At 40.3% G+C, this 20,165-nt stretch carries 14 protein-coding genes, 5 pseudogenes and 1 riboswitch; of the genes and pseudogenes, 9 read left to right on the top strand and 10 right to left on the bottom strand.

Annotation, left to right across the window (positions count from 1 at the left end):
• The 3 genes from ELQ35_RS23730 to ELQ35_RS09735 form a co-directional block, all read left to right on the top strand.
• Positions 1–170 (top strand): type II toxin-antitoxin system RelE family toxin (locus ELQ35_RS23730; protein ID WP_126864653.1); only part of this gene is annotated, 170 nt, incomplete at its 5' end.
• Between the two features lie 212 nt (positions 171–382).
• Positions 383–763 (top strand): MerR family transcriptional regulator, encoded by a 381-nt coding sequence (locus tag ELQ35_RS09730; RefSeq protein ID WP_281278117.1) that lies wholly within the window; start codon positions 383–385, stop codon positions 761–763.
• A 140-nt stretch (positions 764–903) separates the two neighbouring features.
• A complete protein-coding gene (locus ELQ35_RS09735; protein ID WP_126864655.1) occupies positions 904–2,202 on the top strand; it encodes a hemolysin family protein in 1,299 nt (432 codons plus the stop codon).
• 125 nt (positions 2,203–2,327) lie between these two features.
• Here the strand turns inward: ELQ35_RS09735 and ELQ35_RS09740 are convergent, their stop codons facing one another.
• The 4 genes from ELQ35_RS09740 to ELQ35_RS09755 all read right to left on the bottom strand — a co-directional run bounded on the left by ELQ35_RS09740 (position 2,328) and on the right by ELQ35_RS09755 (position 7,349).
• On the bottom strand, positions 2,328–4,154 hold the full coding sequence (locus ELQ35_RS09740) for an APC family permease (RefSeq protein WP_126864656.1): 1,827 nt from the start codon (positions 4,152–4,154) through the stop codon (positions 2,328–2,330).
• Between the two features lie 135 nt (positions 4,155–4,289).
• Positions 4,290–4,435: riboswitch (cyclic di-AMP (ydaO/yuaA leader) on the bottom strand.
• Positions 4,436–4,551: 116 nt separating this feature from the next.
• Positions 4,552–4,743, bottom strand: coding sequence for a twin-arginine translocase TatA/TatE family subunit (gene tatA, locus ELQ35_RS09745; RefSeq protein ID WP_126864657.1), 192 nt, complete (start codon positions 4,741–4,743; stop codon positions 4,552–4,554).
• 94 nt (positions 4,744–4,837) lie between these two features.
• The gene (locus ELQ35_RS09750) at positions 4,838–6,556 is read right to left on the bottom strand and encodes a GMC family oxidoreductase (RefSeq protein WP_126864658.1); all 1,719 of its coding nucleotides are present in this window, start codon (positions 6,554–6,556) and stop codon (positions 4,838–4,840) included.
• A 19-nt stretch (positions 6,557–6,575) separates the two neighbouring features.
• Positions 6,576–7,349: a gluconate 2-dehydrogenase subunit 3 family protein gene (locus ELQ35_RS09755; protein WP_126864659.1), complete on the bottom strand. Its 774-nt coding sequence runs from the start codon at positions 7,347–7,349 to the stop codon at positions 6,576–6,578.
• A 224-nt stretch (positions 7,350–7,573) separates the two neighbouring features.
• Between ELQ35_RS09755 and ELQ35_RS09760 the strand changes: the two genes are divergently transcribed.
• Together ELQ35_RS09760 and ELQ35_RS09765 are read left to right on the top strand one after the other, a co-directional pair.
• Positions 7,574–7,831 (top strand): hypothetical protein, encoded by a 258-nt coding sequence (locus tag ELQ35_RS09760; RefSeq protein ID WP_126864660.1) that lies wholly within the window; start codon positions 7,574–7,576, stop codon positions 7,829–7,831.
• Between the two features lie 349 nt (positions 7,832–8,180).
• Positions 8,181–9,527: an amino acid permease gene (locus tag ELQ35_RS09765; RefSeq protein ID WP_126864661.1), complete on the top strand. Its 1,347-nt coding sequence runs from the start codon at positions 8,181–8,183 to the stop codon at positions 9,525–9,527.
• 132 nt (positions 9,528–9,659) lie between these two features.
• Here the strand turns inward: ELQ35_RS09765 and ELQ35_RS09770 are convergent, their stop codons facing one another.
• Positions 9,660–9,992, bottom strand: a complete 333-nt coding sequence (locus ELQ35_RS09770; protein WP_126864662.1) for a MerR family transcriptional regulator — start codon at positions 9,990–9,992, stop codon at positions 9,660–9,662.
• 289 nt (positions 9,993–10,281) lie between these two features.
• Here ELQ35_RS09770 and nirB point away from each other — a divergent pair.
• The 3 genes and pseudogenes from nirB to cobA all read left to right on the top strand — a co-directional run bounded on the left by nirB (position 10,282) and on the right by cobA (position 13,689).
• Positions 10,282–12,305, top strand: a pseudogene (nirB, locus tag ELQ35_RS09775) (nitrite reductase large subunit NirB).
• A gap of 244 nt (positions 12,306–12,549) precedes the next feature.
• Positions 12,550–12,870, top strand: a complete 321-nt coding sequence (nirD, locus tag ELQ35_RS09780; protein ID WP_126864663.1) for a nitrite reductase small subunit NirD — start codon at positions 12,550–12,552, stop codon at positions 12,868–12,870.
• A gap of 35 nt (positions 12,871–12,905) precedes the next feature.
• Positions 12,906–13,689: pseudogene (gene cobA, locus ELQ35_RS09785) on the top strand (uroporphyrinogen-III C-methyltransferase).
• Between the two features lie 71 nt (positions 13,690–13,760).
• Here cobA and ELQ35_RS09790 read toward each other — a convergent pair.
• The 5 genes and pseudogenes from ELQ35_RS09790 to ELQ35_RS09810 all read right to left on the bottom strand — a co-directional run bounded on the left by ELQ35_RS09790 (position 13,761) and on the right by ELQ35_RS09810 (position 18,489).
• Entirely contained in the window at positions 13,761–15,008 is a 1,248-nt protein-coding gene (locus ELQ35_RS09790; RefSeq protein WP_126864664.1) for a DUF445 domain-containing protein, read from the bottom strand.
• A 254-nt stretch (positions 15,009–15,262) separates the two neighbouring features.
• A pseudogene (locus ELQ35_RS09795) lies at positions 15,263–16,446 on the bottom strand (nitrate/nitrite transporter).
• Between the two features lie 256 nt (positions 16,447–16,702).
• A pseudogene (locus tag ELQ35_RS09800) lies at positions 16,703–17,035 on the bottom strand (molybdopterin dinucleotide binding domain-containing protein); the annotation flags it as partial.
• 322 nt (positions 17,036–17,357) lie between these two features.
• Positions 17,358–17,729 (bottom strand): VOC family protein, encoded by a 372-nt coding sequence (locus tag ELQ35_RS09805; RefSeq protein WP_126864665.1) that lies wholly within the window; start codon positions 17,727–17,729, stop codon positions 17,358–17,360.
• A 382-nt stretch (positions 17,730–18,111) separates the two neighbouring features.
• The gene (locus ELQ35_RS09810; protein ID WP_246026030.1) at positions 18,112–18,489 is read right to left on the bottom strand and encodes a ClbS/DfsB family four-helix bundle protein; all 378 of its coding nucleotides are present in this window, start codon (positions 18,487–18,489) and stop codon (positions 18,112–18,114) included.
• Between the two features lie 46 nt (positions 18,490–18,535).
• Between ELQ35_RS09810 and ELQ35_RS22380 the strand changes: the two are divergent.
• Positions 18,536–19,009: pseudogene (locus ELQ35_RS22380) on the top strand (recombinase family protein); the annotation flags it as partial.
• Positions 19,010–20,165: the final 1,156 nt, after the last annotated feature.

The raw sequence follows: 20,165 nt of genomic DNA on the forward strand, positions 1-20,165 counted from the left end.
TGAAAAAATTGTCTAGTTTAGTGTTGACATACCACATAAAGAGTATGAAAGGGTACGAAGAACTATACAGACTTAGAATTGGTACCTTTCGTATTTTGTTTAACGTCAATCATGATGAGAAAATTATATACATACAGGCTATCGGAAACCGTGGAGATATCTATAAGTAGCTGCCAACACATCTTTCAGTTTACACTCTTCTGATTACACAGACCCCAAAAGTATCATAAATAAATAGTGAGGTATGCTTAAAAAGACTTTTTGAAACCTTTTTGAATAATAAATCGTAATACTTGTTATATGGTTTCTATTACAATATGATATAGTTAAACTATCACGTTTTACTTTTAGGGGGAGTCCAAATGGGGTCGAGAGACTAAAAATTGGTGAATTGGCTGAGTTGGCAAACGTTACAAAGCGCACAGTCGACTACTATACCCAAATAGGCCTGTTAAAAGCAGAACGTTCCAGTTCTAATTATCGCTACTATAATATGGATATGATTTCCCGTCTTCAATATATTGAAGAACTTAAAAAAGACCATTTAACCTTAGATGATATTAAAGTGAAATTAAAAACACAAGCTGACGAAAGCCTTGAGTTAGAGGAGCTTAAGGAAAAAATTAAGGCATTGGAACAAGATGTTTCGGCAATTGCCTCCCTTTTAAAAGAAAAGGGTCTGCAAGATCCTCAATTTATCAAGAAGCATCTTTCCCATGAAAGCATTACCCTTATTCAGTCTCTGTTACTTTTGTTGTCGTAGGCGGTCAAAACGTAAACTGGATTCCAATCTGACTTTTATCGCATCAGGCGTATCAATTTGGGTACAATTTAGAGTAGAAGGCAATGTTAATAAGTGAAATTATTTTGGAGGTGAACGCCTTACTTTGTAAGGCTTCTTAATTGGAAATTATTAATTTGTTCTTATTGGTAATCTTAATAGCCTTTACGGCATTTTTTGTGGCAACTGAATTTGCCATTATTAGAGTGAGAAGCTCGAGGATTGAACAGCTGATTGCAGAAGGAAAACCAGGGGCAATTGCTGCTCAAAGGGTAACTTCCCATCTCGATGAATATCTTTCTGCCTGCCAGTTAGGTATCACCGTAACTGCACTTGGAATAGGCTGGCTGGGAGAACCGACAATCGCTCATTTATTTGAACCTCTTTTCGAAAGATTCAATATTGGTGCATCAGCTGCCCACATTATTTCGGTTATTATAGCTTTCGCAATTGTAACATTTTTGCACGTTGTCGTAGGCGAGCTCGCTCCAAAAACGGTTGCGATTCAAAAAGCGGAAGCTGTTGCCCTTACCTTCGCAAAGCCGATTATATGGTTTTATAAAATCATGTTCCCCTTTATCTGGACTTTGAACGGGTCAGCCCGTTTTATAACAAGCCTTTTTGGTTTAAAACCGGCGTCCGAGCACGAATTAGCCCATTCAGAAGAGGAGCTTCGTTTTCTCCTTTCGGAAAGCTATAAAAGCGGGGAAATTAATCAAAATGAACTTAAATATGTGAATAATATATTTGAGTTCGACGAGCGGCTTGCAAAAGAAATCATGGTTCCCCGCACTGAAATCGTCAGCCTGTCGATAGACGACACGATTGAAAACGTCATTGCTACCATCCAGGAAGAAAGGTATACTCGTTACCCTGTTGCTGATGGCGATAAAGATAATATCCTTGGCATTATTAACATTAAAGAGATATTGACAGCCAAGATTTCAAGGGAATCGTTATTACTGGAGGAAATGCCATTAAAACCGTTTATTAAGCCGATCATTCGCGTAATCGAGACAATCCCGATTCACGACCTCCTGGTAAAAATGCAAAAGGAACAAACCCATATGGCCCTTCTTTTCGATGAATATGGAGGAACATCCGGCCTGGTTACCGTAGAGGATATTCTCGAGGAAATTGTCGGTGAAATTCGCGATGAATTCGATGCGGACGAAATTCCGGATATCCGTAAGCTAAATCAAAACCATTACATCTTTAATTCTAAACTTCTCATACCTGAAGTGAATGACATCCTGGGAATTCATCTTTTCGAAGATGACGTTGACACGCTGGGAGGATGGTTCCTTACCCAGAGCTATGATGTCAAACTCGATGATGAATTAGAGGCTGAAGGATATAACTTTAAAGTAAAGGGATTAGACGGCCACCATATCCTGTTTATCGAAGTAAAGAAGATATAGTTCATTCCCCTGCTTTTTACTATCTCCCCAACTGATTCGATTGTACGAAAAAGCATCTTATCGTACAGTTTAGTCAGAAGGGGATTTCTTATTTGATGGAGTAAGAAAAGCAATGACTTTATCTTTTACTTTTTCAGATGATAAGGGACAGTCGCAACGATTACATTCCTTCTATAAAGCAGGTAGGCACGGATCAGTAAACTCGATTGGTTATGAAGGATATTGTGCCAGCTTTTTTTCGGGATAAATTGCGGAATTAATACCGTTACCCGGTAGTTTGATTCACTTGCCTTATGTTCAACTGTGTCAATAAATTTCGTTAATGGTTGAATGATGCTGCGATAATAAGAGTTTAAGGTAACAAGCCGGACATCCGGCTGCCATTTATTCCACTTCGCTTCAAATAACTTCTCATCGTCCCTCTCAAAGGCGACGTAAACAGCAATAATCTGGTCTGCTGAAAGCGACTTGGCATAGTTTAGAGAGTTCTCTACTACATGAGTCATACCCGCTACAGGGACGATAATGATGTTTCCTTCAATCGGAATGGCTGGTTCATTGTTTTGTAACCTTAATTGCTCCCCAACAGAGTCATAGTGTTTTTTTATCCGGTGAAAACCAAAGACAATCAGCGGCAAGAAGATTAACACGGGCCAGACCTGCCCAAACTTGGTAAGAAAGAAAATCATCATGACCGTAAAGCTGATCAATGCACCTACGAAATTGATCGTCAATTTCACGATCCAGCCTTTAGGCTTTTCACGAATCCATTTAACCAGCATCCCTGTCTGGGACAGGGTAAATGGAATGAATACTCCTACTGCATAAAGAGGAATCAACTGTTCCGTTTGCCCTTTAAAGATTATGATTAGAATAATGGATGTAACACCCAGAGTGATAATCCCATTTGAATATCCCAATCGATCCCCTCTGATGGTAAACATCCTCGCTATATATTTGTCCTTTGCGAGATTAAAAGCAAGTAAAGGGAAAGCTGAATATCCCGTATTCGCGGCAAGGACGAGAATCAACGCCGTTGTCCCCTGAATGAAATAATACATGAAATTCCTTCCAAACGTTTCGGCAGCAATTTGGGAGACAACGGTTTCGTCTGCTCTCGGAGAAATTCCATAGTAATACGCTAAGTAAACAATTCCCGAAAATAATAAGGCCAATAAAAAACCCATAGACAGCAGTGTTTTGGCTGCATTATTGGGGGCGGGATCTTTAAAAGTCGGAATGGCATTGGAAATCGCTTCTACCCCGGTCAAGGCAGAACTCCCGGACGCGAAGGCCCTTAACAGCAAAAACAGACTTATGCCAGCAACAGGTGTACCGATTGGGGCATGTAAATCCGGAGAAACATCACCCGTTACAATATGGAATAGCCCTACTCCGATTAAGATAAATAAGGCCAATACGAATAAATAAACCGGATAAGCTAAAATGGACGCTGACTCCGTTATTCCCCTTAAATTTAAGATCGTAATGAAAACGACCAGCAAACTGGCTATGATCACATTGTATCCATGTAAGGAAGGAAAAGCGGAAGTAATCGCATCCGTACCGGCTGAGACACTTACCGCAACAGTCAGTATGTAATCGACTAATAACGAGCCGCCTGCTATCAATCCAGGATTTACACCGAGATTTTCCTTTGACACAACATAGGCCCCGCCGCCATGCGGGTAAGCAAAGATAATTTGTCTATATGAAAGAATAAGGGCTAATAAAAGGAAAAGCACTCCTAATGCGATAGGAATCGAATACCAGAAAGCAACAGCACTTACTGTCATTAAAACGAGTAAAACCTGCTCCGGACCATAAGCCACTGATGATAGGGCATCGGATGAAAGGATAGCAAGTGCTTTCCGTTTATTTAGCCTTTGATCCCCAAGTTCGGTCGACTTTAAGGGCCGTCCGATTAAAAACCTTTTTACCGAGGAAAACATCATTACACCACCACGACTTTGTTTTTAGTATATTACCCTGCTGAACAAACCAAGCATCAGAAACATAAAAAAGTCTACAAGGCATCATTTAACAGCCCTGTAGACATTATCCGCTGAAATGTCTCACCAGCTCCACCTTCCTCTCTCATCACGCTTACGGGGTTAGCTGTCGGATTCGGGCTAAAAGAGTAGCCCTACCTACATTAATAGGATTCACCCCTAGTGAAAAAGTCACCGTAAAAATGGGTCCCCCGCTCCAAAGGATTAAGCAAAATAGAAATATGAAACTGAGGATAATCATACTCTTGTGCATAATATTTGTAAATAGAAACTTTAAACCATTTTGCGCTGTTAAAAAGCAGTAAAAAAGCTACCCGGTTAAGGATAGCTTTTTTCATTATTTTTCGTTCACTGTGTCTTTTTCGATTTGAACCAACTTTTTGTTTTGTGGTTCTTCTTTTGTTGATTTTTTAAATTCCTTTAATGTCTGTCCAATCGCTGAGCCTAATTGTGGCAGCTTGGCTGGACCAAAGATTATTAAGGCAAGAATTACGATCAGGATTAAACCAGGAACTCCAATATTCATCATCGTTCTTCTCTCCTTCCGTGAAAAATCCGCATCAGGAATAAAAGATACTGTCTGAAAGTATCCATATCTCTAAACCTTGTTGCTTAAGTACGCTTTATACCAGTGAGCCGCCTGTTTTCAAATACTTCTCAATGCCTTCTGCAGCACGATAGGCTAGAGCACCGACTGTATTGGTTGGATTATATCCTGAGTTGTGAGGGAAAGCAGATGCTCCAGGAACAAATACATTATCACAATCCCACATTTGCAGATAACTATTTAATACACTCGTCTCAGGATCAGCACCCATAATTACTCCGCCTGTGTTGTGTGTGGATTGGTAGTTTCGGATATCGTAATCCGCGATATCATCTCCGCCCTTGTTCACATGAGTAGCTCCCATTTCCTTCATGATTTCTGCGGATTTATTTCCCATATATTTCATCAGATTCCGGTCTTGGTCTTTCCAGTTGAAAGTCATCCGTAACAGGGGGTCTCCGAATGCATCTTTATAGGTTGGGTCCAAATCGATATAGTTATCCTTCCAAGGCATGCTTGATCCCTGTGCCTTAATTTGCAAGGAACGATTTGCATAGAATACGGACTTTTCTTTAAACTCTTTTCCCCAGCTGGCAACACCATGAGGGACATTGTTATTTGCAATTGGACGATCGCCAAGGTGTGTAATGTGAATCGTTGCGCCGTGTAAGAAATCAAGTTTTGAATGGTCGAAAAAGTCCCCATTAAAGTCATCAATCTGGGCACCCAAAGCTCCGGCTCCACCATAAAGGTTGAACTCTTTCTCGTCAAATAATCCCGTTGCTTTACCAAGGTATGTTTGGTACGCATAGTTTTTCCCGACTGCTCCACGACCTGTTTCCGGGTCATATGGTGTACCAAGTTTAGAGTTTAACAACAATTTAATGTTGTTCATTTGATAAGCGCTGACAACAACTACATCTGCGGGTTGAATATATTCTTCCCCTGTCCTGGTATCCACGTATAGGACACCACTTGCCTTGCCATCGGTATGAATCACCCGTCTTACAACGGAATGAGTGCGAACATCAAACTTCCCTGTTTTTTTCGCAACAGGAATAACCGTTACGATAGGTGATGCTTTTGCGCCATATTCACAGCCAAATCGTTCACAAAATCCGCAATATTGGCAAGCCGAACGGCTGATACCATCAGGGTTCGTATAGTTTTTGGTAAGGTTGTTAGAAGGCATGTGATATGGATGATATCCCAACTTTTTGGATGCTTCTTTGAAAAGCTTTGTCACCGGAGTTTCCATCATTGGTGGATTTGGGTATTTAACCTGTGGCGAACCAGGAAGTGGATTTGGTTCCCCGGCGATACCTGTCATCGCATCGAATTTATCGAAATAAGGCTCCAATTCATCATAGGTAATTCCCCAATCCTGCAGGGTCATACCAGCCGGAATTTTATCTTTCCCGTATCGTTCAACAGTTTTTGAATAGATTTCAAAGTCATAAGGCAAGAAGCGGAAAGTCTGCCCATTCCAGTGAAGACCAGAACCCCCGACACCTTCACCGATTAAAAATGAACCCCATTCCCGATATGGCAAGGCGCGCTGTTTCTTATTATGTCGGAAGGTTACCGTTTCTTTCGCTAAATCCTGCATCATTTCATATCGTTGCGCATAACGTAGTTCATCATGAGCCATGTAGTAATCTTCTGTTGTCCGCTCTTTACCGCGTTCAATACCGACTACTTTATATCCTTTTTTCGTGAGTTCAGCGGCGATGATTCCGCCAACCCAACCTACTCCTGCTAATACAATGTCTGTTTTTGGCAGCGTTGTAGCCATAAAAAGTCACCCTCTATTTCTACATTTTGTGTTGTGCATTCAGTGATTGTGGTTTCATTGCAACGAATTTATCTTTACCTAACACATTTGTAAAACTGGCTTGATGGCCAGGGAAGTTTTTCATTTTCCAACCACCCATGTCTTTGTTCCCTCCGTACATAGGATCCGCATAAACACCTTCGATGGTTGCAGAGCGCAGTATGCTAAAAAAGAAAGATGAGGATAACGAGCTATTAAGCTTAACTTTATCTTCCTCAAAATCTTTTAGAATAGCGATTTTGTCGTCTTCTTTTTCCAATTCCTGAAATTTCTTTTTGAATTTTTTTGTGGAATAAGCATTGATAGACTCGATGCCAATATCAAAAACTTGCTGGCGTTTTAAGTGAGTTTGATAACCTTGTTCAGGAACGGCTTTTGCCGGATAAAAAGGTCCGGTCATGTACTCTCTCGTATTTAAGCCCCAACTTCCCGCCAATTGATGATCAATGTAGTAAACCACTCCTAATTCTTTAGCGCCAGGTCCACTCTCTGTTTTAGGGAATATGGTTTCTGATAATGCTTCCACCGTTTTAAATTGATCCGGTGTAAAATACATTAGTGCTTGATTTGGATTTGATGATGAAACCATATTCTTATGGTCTGCTGATTCTGCATTGCTATCAGATTTGACGTTAAACAGGCTGCCGACTGCTCCACCCAAAACGAGACCGCCTACTGTTAAACCGGAATTCCGTAAAAAGGTACGTCTGGAATTTCCCGCTTTCTCGTTTTGGTTTCTATCTTTGTCCGACATAGAAAAACCCCCCATTTGATTCATTTATAGACTAAGAGACAAAATATAATTTTTTTACTTGATAGTATGAAGTTATTTGCCTATAGTTATATATATCGTTTACACAAAATTTATTATATACCTTTTTGTCGAACCCTTGTCAAAAAACATTTCTTCTTTACCGATAATTTATCAAGAAAATTTTTTCCATTCATATCATTACTTTTCAAAAGGGAGGTTATCTAATGAATAACCATGTTTATTCTGAAATGAGGTCTTTGAATCAACTACTCCTTGGTTTATTTATTGCTGCAAATTATGCCTGTTTATTATCTCTTACTGCGGCTGCATTCCCATGGTTAGCCTACCTTGGCACGGCTGTTGGGCTTTCTGTTATTTTGCTTTGCTGGCTTGGCAAGCGTTCTGTCTTATTTATCACAGGTCTCTTCGCGGCCACTTTCCCCTATTTACTGCTATTTGAATGGCATACTATTTTCCAATGAATACTAGATTGCTTCCAGTAATCTATAAGACTTTCCATTAACTTTAAAGCTTTATGAAAGATGGCCAACCAGGTGTTTCTGGTTGGCCATCTTTTTTTGGGGTTTTTTAGGATAACGATCGCCAGAGAGTGTGTGACTCAACACGTTCAGCTTTCCTGCCAGATTTGACATGTTAGTAAAGTATGATATAGTGATATAGCAATTTTAGTGCATAAAAGCACGAAAGCGTCTAATTACGAAAGAAAACTAAAAAATTATTTTGCTCTCAACTTGGGTGATATCGCGGCTATTTGTCCCTGCTGGAATCCAGTAGGTCTTTTTATTTTATCAGGAAAGGCAGGAAAACAACTTGGAAAAAAATCATCAAGATTTACAAAAGGGATTATTGCCGAGGCACGTGCTATTTATTGCTTTAGCGGGCATGATTGGGACCGGGATTTTTAAAGGAAGCTCAGATACGTTAAATATGGCAGGTCCAAGTGTTGTATTTGCCTATTTAATAGGCGGGATATTGTTATTTATTGTCATGGCCGCTTTAGGTGAAATGGCTATGGCTTTTCCCAATTTAAACGTTCAAAATCTCGTAAATAAGGCTTTCGGATTCCGGGTATCCTTTATTGTCGGGTGGCTCTATTGGTTTAACTGGGTTATTGTGACCATCGTAGAATTACTGGCAGCGGGAAGCTTTTTACAATACTGGTTTCCTTCTGTGCCATTATGGCTTTTAAGTTTGCTTTGTGGGGCGGTTGTGGTAGGCATCAATTTGTTTCAAGTGAAATATTATGGTGAGCTTGAGTTTTGGTTTGCAGGCATTAAAATAATCGCAATCATCGCTTTCATTGTTCTAGGATTTCTAATCATAATTGGTATATTCCCTGGCTCCACTTCCGAACCCCTTGCAAACTATACGGCACATGGCGGATTTTTCCCCAACGGGATCAGCGGAATATTTAGCGCCTTTTTAGTAGTCATGTTTTCCTACGGTGGTGCTGAATTAATTGGCGTGGCCGTTACCGAGACAAAAGATGCGAAGCGGGTACTGCCAAAAATCATTAAAGGGGCGGTTTGGCGGGTTATCATTTTCTACATCTTTCCGATCCTTATCATTTGCGGAATCATTCCCTGGAACAAAGTTTCCGCCGAAGACAGTCCTTTCGTTCAGGTTTTCAGCCTATCCGGGCTTCCCGGGGCAGCGCATATCATGAATTTCGTTCTATTAACAGCTGTATTATCAGCTGCCAATTCAGGCATCTATGCTACATCCAGAACATTATATTCCATGGCTCAAAGCGGTGAAGCGCCTAGAGGATTCTTGAAAACATCCAAAAAGGGAATTCCGCTGAAAGGGATAATGATCACTGCAACATGCATTTTAATAGGTGTTTTTTTAGCCTACATGACTCCCGAGCAGGTAATAAGCTATCTCATGTCAATTCCCGGCTTTACCGTGATCATATTATGGATAAGCATTTGCTCAGCCCAATTGAAGCTCCGTTCCCAATACAATGAAACACCCGCTTTTCAAGTAAAAGGGTATCCATATACAACGATAACTGCAATCGTGTCCTTGACCCTTATCTTTTTTGCTTTTATTTTTAATCAAAATAACGTGATTGGCTCGACTGTATGTCTAGCAACCTTACTGTTACTTGCCTCACTCTCGTTTATGATCAAAAAAGAAACACACAAAAATTAACTCCAGGAATTCTAGTGAAACGGAAAACACTTGATCCCGCTTTTTTATTGTATCGGCAGCTAACAATATTGGCGGGAGCCCCAAAGTGTTTTCCTTTTTACATTTACATGCACAACTGACTGGTTTATATTATTATTCATTCTGTTGAATTCCGAACTGGGCATTTAACTGGCCTTTTAACATTTTTTTACGAATCGAACGTTGGTCCTCTTTTTTATTTCCCCTTTTTATTTCTTGTCTAATTTCGAATGTTTGTACACCGTCCTCTATTTTATTGGCAATCTCCATTAATGATTCAACATCTGAGAAAGAATACTTTCGGTTTCCCCGATCCGATCTTTCAGGAAAAATGAGACCTCTTTCTTCATAATAACGAATCTGTCTTTCTGACAACCCTGTTAACTCACTGACCACTCCTATGGAAATCACTTTTTTATCTTTATAAGATGTTTCTTGATAGCCCATTCCATTCACCTCACAAAGAATGTCCTTTATATGTCCAAGTTAAATTATACATGAAAGTTCAAAAATTCAAACGATCTATGTAAGGAAATATAACATACATTTAACTGTATTCAGATCCACTAACTAAGTACCGTTATATTTAACAGACAATTTTTATCTCAGTCTCTTCAAGGCTGCTAATCAAAACCTTGTAAGATTTTATGACATACTTAATGAAATCGTTCTGTTCGCTCCTTATAATCGGCAGCAACTACTCTTCCCTAAGAGGAAGCTTACTGGAGGGAACGTTATGAAAAAGCAAAAAATTGTCTTAATTGGCAATGGCATGGCTGGTGTTCGATGTATCGAAGAAATAGTAAACATCCTGCCAGACCGTTTTGAAATTACCATTTTCGGAAGTGAGCCTTATCCAAATTATAATCGAATTCAACTTTCCAAAGTCTTACAGGGAGATACAGAAATCGATGATATTACATTGAATGATTGGAATTGGTACGAAAAAAAACAACATCCTGCTATATCCGGGAGAGACAGTAGTTAGAAGAGTATGTTGAGGGATTACGTTTTAGTGACGGCACAGAGGTTGCAGCAAATCTGGTAGTGATGGCTGTCGGGATTAAGCCCAATATCCAACTTGCGGCGGAAAGTGGCATTCCTGTAAACCGTGGAATTATTGTCAATGACTATTTGGAAACGGGAATTCAAAATGTTTATGCAGTTGGAGAATGCGCTGAACATCGTGAAATGGTGTATGGATTAGTTGCTCCACTATATGAACAAGGGAAAGTGTTGGCAGAGAGAATTTCTGGCATGGAAGGCAATCCATATCAGGGCTCTGTACTATCTACACAATTAAAGGTTTCCGGTGTTGAGGTATTCTCAGCCGGAAAAATTATCGAGGATAGCGAAACGAAAACAATCAAAGTTTTTGATGATTGGAAAGGGACTTATAAAAAGGTGCTCATCCAGGAAGGGCGAATTGCCGGAGCAGTATTGTTTGGCGATACAAGTGAAGGCAGGAAATTGCTAGGTTTGATTAATAAAGATGCGGATGTTTCTGAATATACGGAGCGGGCGGAATCAGAACAATCTGCCATTGGCCTGGCTGCTTCAATGCCTAATGAGGAAATCGTTTGCGGTTGCAACGGTGTTACGAAAGGGGCCATTGTTGGTGCAATCGAAGCTCAAGGTTTAACCAGCTTTGAGCAGGTAAAAGGTTGTACGAATGCCTCAAGATCATGCGGAGGGTGTAAAGCCCTAGTTACTGATCTATTGGAAGTTACATTAGGGGACGAGTTTAGCGCAGCTAATCAGCAGGAAGCCATTTGCAGCTGTACAACACTATCCAGAGATGAGGTTGTAAAGGAAATCCGCGAAAAGGAGTTGACCCATACCCGCGAAGTAATGAATGTTCTCGGCTGGAAAACAGATAATGGCTGCTCGAAATGCAAACCGGCACTGAAATATTATTTAGGAATGATTCATCCGGCCACCTATGAAGACGAAAGAGAGTCCCGCTTTGTAAATGAAAGGCTTCACGCCAATATTCAAAAAGACGGTACGTATTCAGTTGTTCCAAGAATGTATGGAGGCGTCACCAACGCTGCTGACCTGCGGAAAATTGCAGATGTTGCGGATAAATATAACGTCCCGCTCATTAAGGTTACAGGCGGTCAACGGATTGATTTATTAGGTGTGGAAAAGGAAGATCTTCCAAGCATGTGGGCCGATCTTGATATGCCATCCGGTTACGCTTACGGGAAAACCCTCCGGACCGTTAAAACATGCGTCGGTGAAAACTTCTGCCGCTTCGGTACCCAGGATTCGATTGGAATGGGAATTGCCATGGAAAAGAAGTTTGAGCGTTTAAATACGCCGCATAAAGTAAAAATGGCCGTGTCCGCTTGTCCCCGCAACTGTGCTGAATCAGCCATTAAAGACATAGGCGTTGTAGGAGTCGAGGGTGCCTGGGAAATTTATATCGGCGGAAACGGCGGCACACATTTAAGAGCTGCAGACCTTTTATGCAAAGTAAAAACAAGCGACGAAGTTCTTGAAATTACGGGTGCCTATATACAATACTATCGAGAAAATGCAGCATATTTAGAAAGAACCTCTGTATGGGTTGAGCGCGTTGGTCTTGACCATATTAAATCGACCCTTGCAGATAAACAGAACCGCACCCGACTGAATCAACGTTTGGATAAAGCATTATCAGTATTAACAGATCCATGGAAAGAAACGATTAACAGCGAAACGATTCAAAAGGAGCTTTATCAAACTGTAAGGGTTCCTGCAGCTTCAAAATATTAAAAGCGCAAGCGCCTTGTAATAAGGAACGTCGACTAAGAGCCGCCACGTCCTGTGGCGAACGTCGACGTCAGCGCATCCTGCGCAAGTCCGACAAGCATAAGACGAGCAGCTGTATGGGGAGTGGTTTTCTCCCCATCAGATGCTTGGCTTATGAACTCGAGGGGCTAGGCTGACTGCACTAGACACCAGTACTCATTGAAAAAGTTATACTTTCTTTGCTTTTAAATAAAGACAGGAGGAAACGATAATGAATAAAACCTTTGAACGGATAAAGGTTGCAACTATGACTGAGCTGCCAAAGAATCTTGGGAAAACGGTATTGATCGGTTCTCAGGAAATTGCCCTTTTTCATTTGGATAGCGGGGAGATTCGCGCGATTGAGAACCGTTGTCCTCATAAAGGCGGTGTGCTTGCTCAAGGCATGGTCAGCGGGGACTATATTTTTCGCCCGATGCACGATTGGAAAATCAGTGTATTGGACGGAAAAGTCCAGGCACCTGATACAGGCTGTGTACGCACCTTTAAGGTTGAAATTGAAAATAATGAGGTATATGTTTTGCTGTGATAAGGCATTAGGAGCAGGTCTAAGGGGGATACAAAATGGGAAAAGTATATTTAGTTGGGGCGGGTCCAGGAGATCCCGGTTTGATAACTGTAAAAGCATTAAAGTGCATTCGAAAAGCAGATGTGATTTTATACGATCGGTTAGTAAAATGAAAGTCTGTTGGATGAAGCAAAACCAGGTGCAACTCTTGTATATTGCGGCAAGCATCCCAATCATCATACTTTGAAGCAGGAGACGATTAACCATCTATTAGTGAAATATGCTAAGCAGGATAAAATAGTCACCCGCTTGAAGGGTGGAGACCCTTTCGTATTTGGAAGGGGAGCCGAAGAGGCAGAATCGCTTGCGGATAATGGGATTCCATTTGAAATCATCCCCGGCATTACAGCCGGGATTGCCGCCCCCGCCTATGCAGGCATTCCCATCACGCACCGTAAGCTGGGAAGTTCCTTTGCTGTCGTTACCGGACATCGCCCTAAAGGAGAACCAAGCGATATAAATTGGGAAGGCCTTGCAAACAGCGTGGATACTTTAGCTATTTATATGGGGATTAAAAATCTTTCCTATATTTGCGGTCAATTACTCAAGTATGGCAAAAAAGCTGATACACCAGTTGCAATCATACAGCAAGGTACGACCAAAGAACAGCAAACCGTAACGGGCACATTGTGTACTATTGAAAAGAATGCGAAAGAAGCCAATATCCAAAATCCTGCAATCATTATTATTGGTGAGGTCGTCGGTTTCCGTAATCATATCCATCAACTTGAACGAAGAAGTCAAGAAATGCTATATCCCAATGCTAGGGAAGCATATTAATTTAGTAGTAAGCCAACATTTTTCCATGTTGGCTTTCTTTATTAAGGTTTAAACCATTGAAATGAATGACATTAAATAAGCGCTTTACATCCTGTTAATAGGATTCCGATAATAAATCCGCACACTGCTCCGTTCACCCTGATCCATTGCAGGTCTTTTCCCACACTGTTCTCTATCATCTCAATAAGCGTTTCATCATCCAGCTTATCGAGGTTTTCCTCTACAAGTTTACCCATTTTTGAATGGTTGTCCTCAATGAGAATAAAAAATTGCTTGTGAATCCAGTTTTCGATCTTGGTGATTCTTTCGGTATTCGCTTTAAGATCATTTAATAACTTTGTTACAAACGGAAGAAGATACACGTCCATAAACTTGTTATCCTGGATAAATGCCAGCGCCTGGCCGCGAACTTTTTGGAGGACTTCCGTTATGCCATCGGAAGGCTCCCAGCCAGAGACAAGGCTATCCAGCAAATTTTGAACCTCGTCTACCAGGGGTTCATTGTCTCCTATGTTGCCTAACATTGAACGAATCTGTAAAAGAATTGTCTGGCGGTTTGAATCATTTTCGTGGCGCAGGCTTGTTATATTATTAAGTAACAGGTTTTGCAGGATGCTGCCGAGCTTTTCTTCATTGACCATGCTTTGAAAAGACTTTAGCGCAAATTGCAAGATCCCGTCCACTTCAATTTTATTAATGGTACGCAAGGCAAAGCTGCCCAGCTGGTTGCTGCGATTTTCCTGAATCAGCCATTCTTCCACCTTTAACAAAAGAACATCAAGGGCCTTCTCTTCATAACGCCTGTCCAGTGCTTGATTCGCAACAGACTCAAGAAAAGGGCGAACTTCAATGGAAGACAGATATTCCTTCAATTGTTTCTCAAGAAAAGGCAGCAATCTTTCGATTTGAATATGTTTGATCAGATGCGTTAAAAGTTGGACAATCCCTTTTTTTATAGCTTCGGAATGAAGCTCTTTTTCAATAATGGGTAACACCTTCTCAGTAAACCGTATTTGTTTTAATTTATCCTGAATACTTTCTTTTGAAAGCCAGTCGTTTTCGATTGTAGATACAAGTGCTGTTGTCACTCTCTTCCGATTTTTCGGCAAGAGCGCCGTATGGGGGATGGGCAGACCCAACGGATGACGGAATAAAGCAGTAACAGCAAACCAATCAGCCAAACCTCCCACGACACCAGCTTCAAAGCCCCCCTGCAGTAAATCTACAATAAGCGGCCCCTGAAAAGGCAGTGTAGCAACAAACCCTGTCCCCATAATCGCCAGCGAAACACCAGCTATGTGCTTTGAATTTTTAGCCATACAATTCATCCTTTGATTGAAATAAATATATTATACCCAAATGACGGAGGTATACTCTACTAACTTATTTACTAGGATATCAGAGTGAAAGAGGATATTCATCAAAAATCCCCTTTGAACTAGATATAGTTTTGGAATAAATTTACAAATCCTCAGTTCTGTTATACGTTGATAAACCCATGTATATTAACTAAAGGACCCATCCCACTGATGAGTCCTTGCCATTTAGATAGAATAATCTTCTGGGACAAATACTACACTTTGACGGCATCCTTATTGACCAAGACTGTTTTTCTCCATGACCGTCTGGCAATAAACAATACGGACAGAGCAACAAGCCCGATAAAGGAATAGCAGAGAAATCCCGTTGCAAAAGTGCCTGTTACTTGTTTAAGAGTTCCAAGCAGGTTAGGTACAAAGAAGCCGACAATTCCTGTAATCATTCCCATTTCTTTTTGAAAACGCTGGGGAATGATTTGGAACACGGCTCCATTTCCCATTCCCAGGCAGGCCATGCCAACGAACAATAAAATCATCACAATGGAGAACGAAGGAAGATAACTTACTCCAAACATCATTACAGCAACAATGATAAAAAGAAAGCCAAGAACATTGGTGCTGCCCTTCCGATCAGCAAGGAAGCCGCCAACAGGACGAAAAAAACTTCCTGCCGCAACAATTAAGGTCACAAAGTCTCCGGCCCTCACTCTGGATAATTGGTACTGATCAACAAAGAAGATACTCAGGAAGCTAGATAATCCAACAAAACCCCCAAAAGCAACACTATACAATAGGCAAAAATACCAGGTAACCGCAGATTTGAAGATTCCAAAATAATCTTTTAATGGCATTGGTTCTGGCTGTGAAGGGGCATCCTTTGCCATCATAATGTAGGCAATGAACACTAAAGCAAGTGGAATCATCGCTAACCCTAACACGTTATGCCAGCCAAGTTCTACTGCTAGCCGGGGACCAAATAATGTGGCAAGAAGAGTTCCGCTATTCCCGGCACCGGCAATCCCCATGGCAAGTCCTTGCAAATGCGGGGGATACCAGCGGCTCGCTAGCGGAATGGCAGCGGCAAAGCTTCCGCCTGCTACTCCCAATAAAATGGCGATGCAATAGATTTCCCCTAAGCTATTGCCAAATAACCAGCCCCAAAGAAGCGGAACCATGGTAGCAATCATCCCGCCTATCGCGGTTTTCCGCGGGCCGATCCGGTCTGTCAGTATTACGAGGATAACCCGAAATACAGATCCCCCTAATATAGGCGTCGCCACAATTAAGCCCTTTTCCGCCGGAGACAGGCTAAAGTCGTTTGTTATAAAAGCCCCAAGCGCACCAAGAATGACCCAAATCATAAAGCTAACGTCGAAATACAAAAACGAGGCTATAAGAGACGGTGATGTCCGTTCCTCTTCAATTCAGATAATTTCATCTACCCGCACTCCTTTAGAATTAACTGTTTTTTTTGACTATATCATTCCTTTCTAAAACTCGTGATTTTTGTGTAAGGTTTTCTAACATTATTTTTCAATATAAGACGCGACTGAATTTCGGTTTTGGCGTCTTAATTTAAATTTTGTCGTCTGATTTTTAGTTTTTTCACCTAAATTTCGGTTTTGGCGTCTGAATTTTGATTTTAAAAAAGGCGAGGACATCTAGTGCCCCCACCTTATTAATCTGGGAAGTTTTCATTTTGGATGTAGATCAACAGCAGGATGTATCCTGACTGCACTTACTTTGAATCCCGGCATTCTGCAGGTAGGATCTAATTCTTTTGATACAAGCAGATTTACATTTTGTGAATCAGCCCAGTGAAAAGGAACAAAAATAGTATCCTGTCTGATTGTCTCCGTCCATTTGCTTCTGACAATGATCTTTCCTTGCCTGGATTCAATTTTGACTAATGAATGATCGGGGATACGATATTGTAAAGCCGTTTTTGGATGGATTTCCATAAAGGATTCGAAATTCCTTGCAGCTAAGGAAGGGCTTTTTCTCGTTTGTACTCCCGTTAAATAGTTATGATAACTTTTGAAGAAATCGTGAGTATGCCACTGTCACATAAAGAACAAATTGACAACATTATTCAAAGAGCTCAGAAGCATTTTGATGACTATTCCTTTAATAGTTACACTGATTTTTTTGAACACATCGAACAAAAATGTGTGGAAGGAATTCAGCTATTTGAAGAGCTTTTCAATAATACTGATGCAAAACTCCACGTTCAAAGACATAGTTAATCTGGGTATAGATTGTAAATAAGCGCTATTCCTTATTGCAGGAAAGCGCCCTTTTGCTGAATAAGGAATAAAGGAAAAACATTTATCAAAAACAATCCTTCATTCATCTGTGTTGATCTAAAAGAATGGTATTACCGTCAGGATCTTCAATTGTAAAACTTGCAGGCCCTTCGCTTGTTTCATCTGCTTCTGACAACATCTTAATTCCTTTTGTTTTAAGCTGATTTTGAAGGTCTCGAATGTCTGTGAATGAATCGAGATTTTCGGCATTTTCATTCCAACCTGGATTAAACGTCAGAATGTTCTTTTCAAACATTCCTTGAAACAGACCAATGACGGTACTTTCATTCTTCATTATAAGCCAATTTTGGGTAATATTCCCTCCAAAGACTTGAAATCCTAGATTTTCGTAAAATGATTTTGATTTGTTAATGTCTTTTACATTTAAACTTACAGAGAATGCACCAAGTTTCATATTTCCATTCCTCCAATAAAAAAAATTAATATTTAAAAAAGATTATTACATAAATTTAGTATACATCATTACTTTGAAGAACACCTTTCAGCTTGTCCAATTTTTATAAAGTATAACCAAAGCCCAGGTAGCTCAATAACCATATTCCATTAAATGGCCCTTAACAAAAAGAAAGAGCGTAATTCTTGCTGAAGAATTGCGCCCGATTGCGGAAGATCATTATGTTATTTTTACCATAAAAATCCCCTTTGGACAATGCATATCCAAAGGGATACAACGTACTTCCTTTCGCTAATAATTGACATAAAAAAAAACAGCTAATCCATTTTCGAATTAACTGTATATAGACTTTAGTTATTTGATACTGCTGATAAATAAAAAATTATATTCCTCTTATCTTTTTCCATTTTCTAATTTTAGTTCTAAACGTTTTAAATGGTGCTACTGTATTTATATGAATCCATTTCCAAATCGGCCAATTGGAAGGTGTTGAAGTCGCCCATTGTCTGCCACCTTGTTCAAATAATTCTTTATCATTATAGCTTTCTACTAATTGAATTATTTCATTAACATCATGATTAAACATCTCAATCAACGTTTCAAGCGAATACTCTGCATACTTATCATAAAAACTCTGATAAAGTCCACCAAGATTATTCCATTTATAATCTGGCTTTGGTGTTATTACATTTTTTCCATCATTATTATCTTGTTCCCATGATAATATTAAATTTAACCACCCTAATTGGTAAGCAATCATTTGGGATGGCGTTCTATCAACTTCATTTACAAAGACATCTTTATAAATCTTTCACGATAAAATGAGTGGGGCGAAAAAGCAGCGTCCAGGTTTAGAGGAAGCACTTCAGTATGCACGTGGGGGAGATACGATTGTCGTTTGGCGATTAGATCGTCTTGGTCGCAACATGCAGGACTTAATACAAATTGTAAATACTTTGAACGAATGAGGCGTGGGCTTTCACAGTTTACAAGAAAACCTGACCATGGACAAAAGCAACGCAACGGGGCAATTGATGTTCCACTTATTCGCAGCCTTTGCAGAATTTGAACAGAATCTGATTGAGGAGCGCTCTGCTGCAGGACGAGCAGCTGCAAGAGCGCGTGGTCGTCTTGGTGGTCGTCCTGAGAAATTTGGACAGAAAGATATTGAAATGATGAAAGCGCTGATTGAAAGTGGTACACCGATTAAGGATGTTGCGGAAAAGTGGGGCGTGTCTCGGACGACGATATATCGCTATTTTGAAAAACCTCTAAAATAAAACGTTAAGCACTTGTTACCAGCTCACAGCTTGGATAAGTGCTTTTATTGTTTATAATAGGCGTACTTTGAAGTGCAAAATAGCACTTAAAACAGGTGCAATTTACCAATTAAAGTGACAGACTTTTCAAGCAGACCACTCGTTTTAACCAAAAACGGTCGTTTATGGGGCTTTTGAAATAAACATTTATGTTAAGGTAGAGAAGAAATTGTGAAATGATGTGCTTAAACTAGCAGGTTAATTGAACAAGACGTAATAAAATATACAGAATAATTCTACATTTCTGAAGGGATATTAAAGTAATTAAAAAAGCCTCAGCTATATAATAGCCGAGGCTTTTTCGTGCGCCAGGCATGCGCACATTCTTTAGGGTTCAAGTCCCGAGCCAATGAAGGCAGTAGTAATGGTTAGCTTAAGACAAGGGTGTCTGGGGCGACCCAGAATCAGAAGGAAGTCAGCGGCAAATCTCCGCCCTTAGGGACACGAACTTCATATAAGGCTAGATGTGCTTGGGTGAGACTGCGAAACAAGTCAAAACCCTTACTGCCAAAGGGTGCATAGAGTAAATGAAGTGGGGACATGGAGAGGAAGAATGTGTGCTTACCCTGGGAGGTCTGATAGAAATGCGGTACACATGCCGTAACCGAACATGCGAATGTTCGCTGAACTATCAGAAGTCAGCCGAAGTCGTAGTACTGGATAGCTCTAGAACATCCAGGAAGGGCTGAATCATTTAAGAAGAATTGCCACTTTACGTACGCAACACTTAATGAAGCAGAAACATGAAAACCTCCCTAATGGAGGAAGCGGTGAATCCAAATAATACCCAAAAGTAAGACCCACCCAATAGAAACCCATTTGTTCTCCCCTTTTATCCATTTACTGTATTTCTATATATTATATGTCCTTGTACAACAATCCTGCCCAATATAATAAGAAAGAGCGCAATTCATACTTCAGAATTGCGCCCGATTGCTTAAATATCGCTTTTTAAATAAAACACTAGATGACAGTCCGTAAAATCGCCAGCCATCAGAAACGTTGATTGCTAAGCAAAACGCAAAAAATAAGTAATTGTCATTCGATATCATTCTCTCTACTTACATTATACCGTTATTTTCGAGTTATTTATAGACTGTTCTTTTTGTAATTTCGA

This window comes from Peribacillus cavernae (assembly GCF_003989135.1).
Lineage (GTDB): Bacteria > Bacillota > Bacilli > Bacillales > DSM-1321 > Peribacillus > Peribacillus cavernae.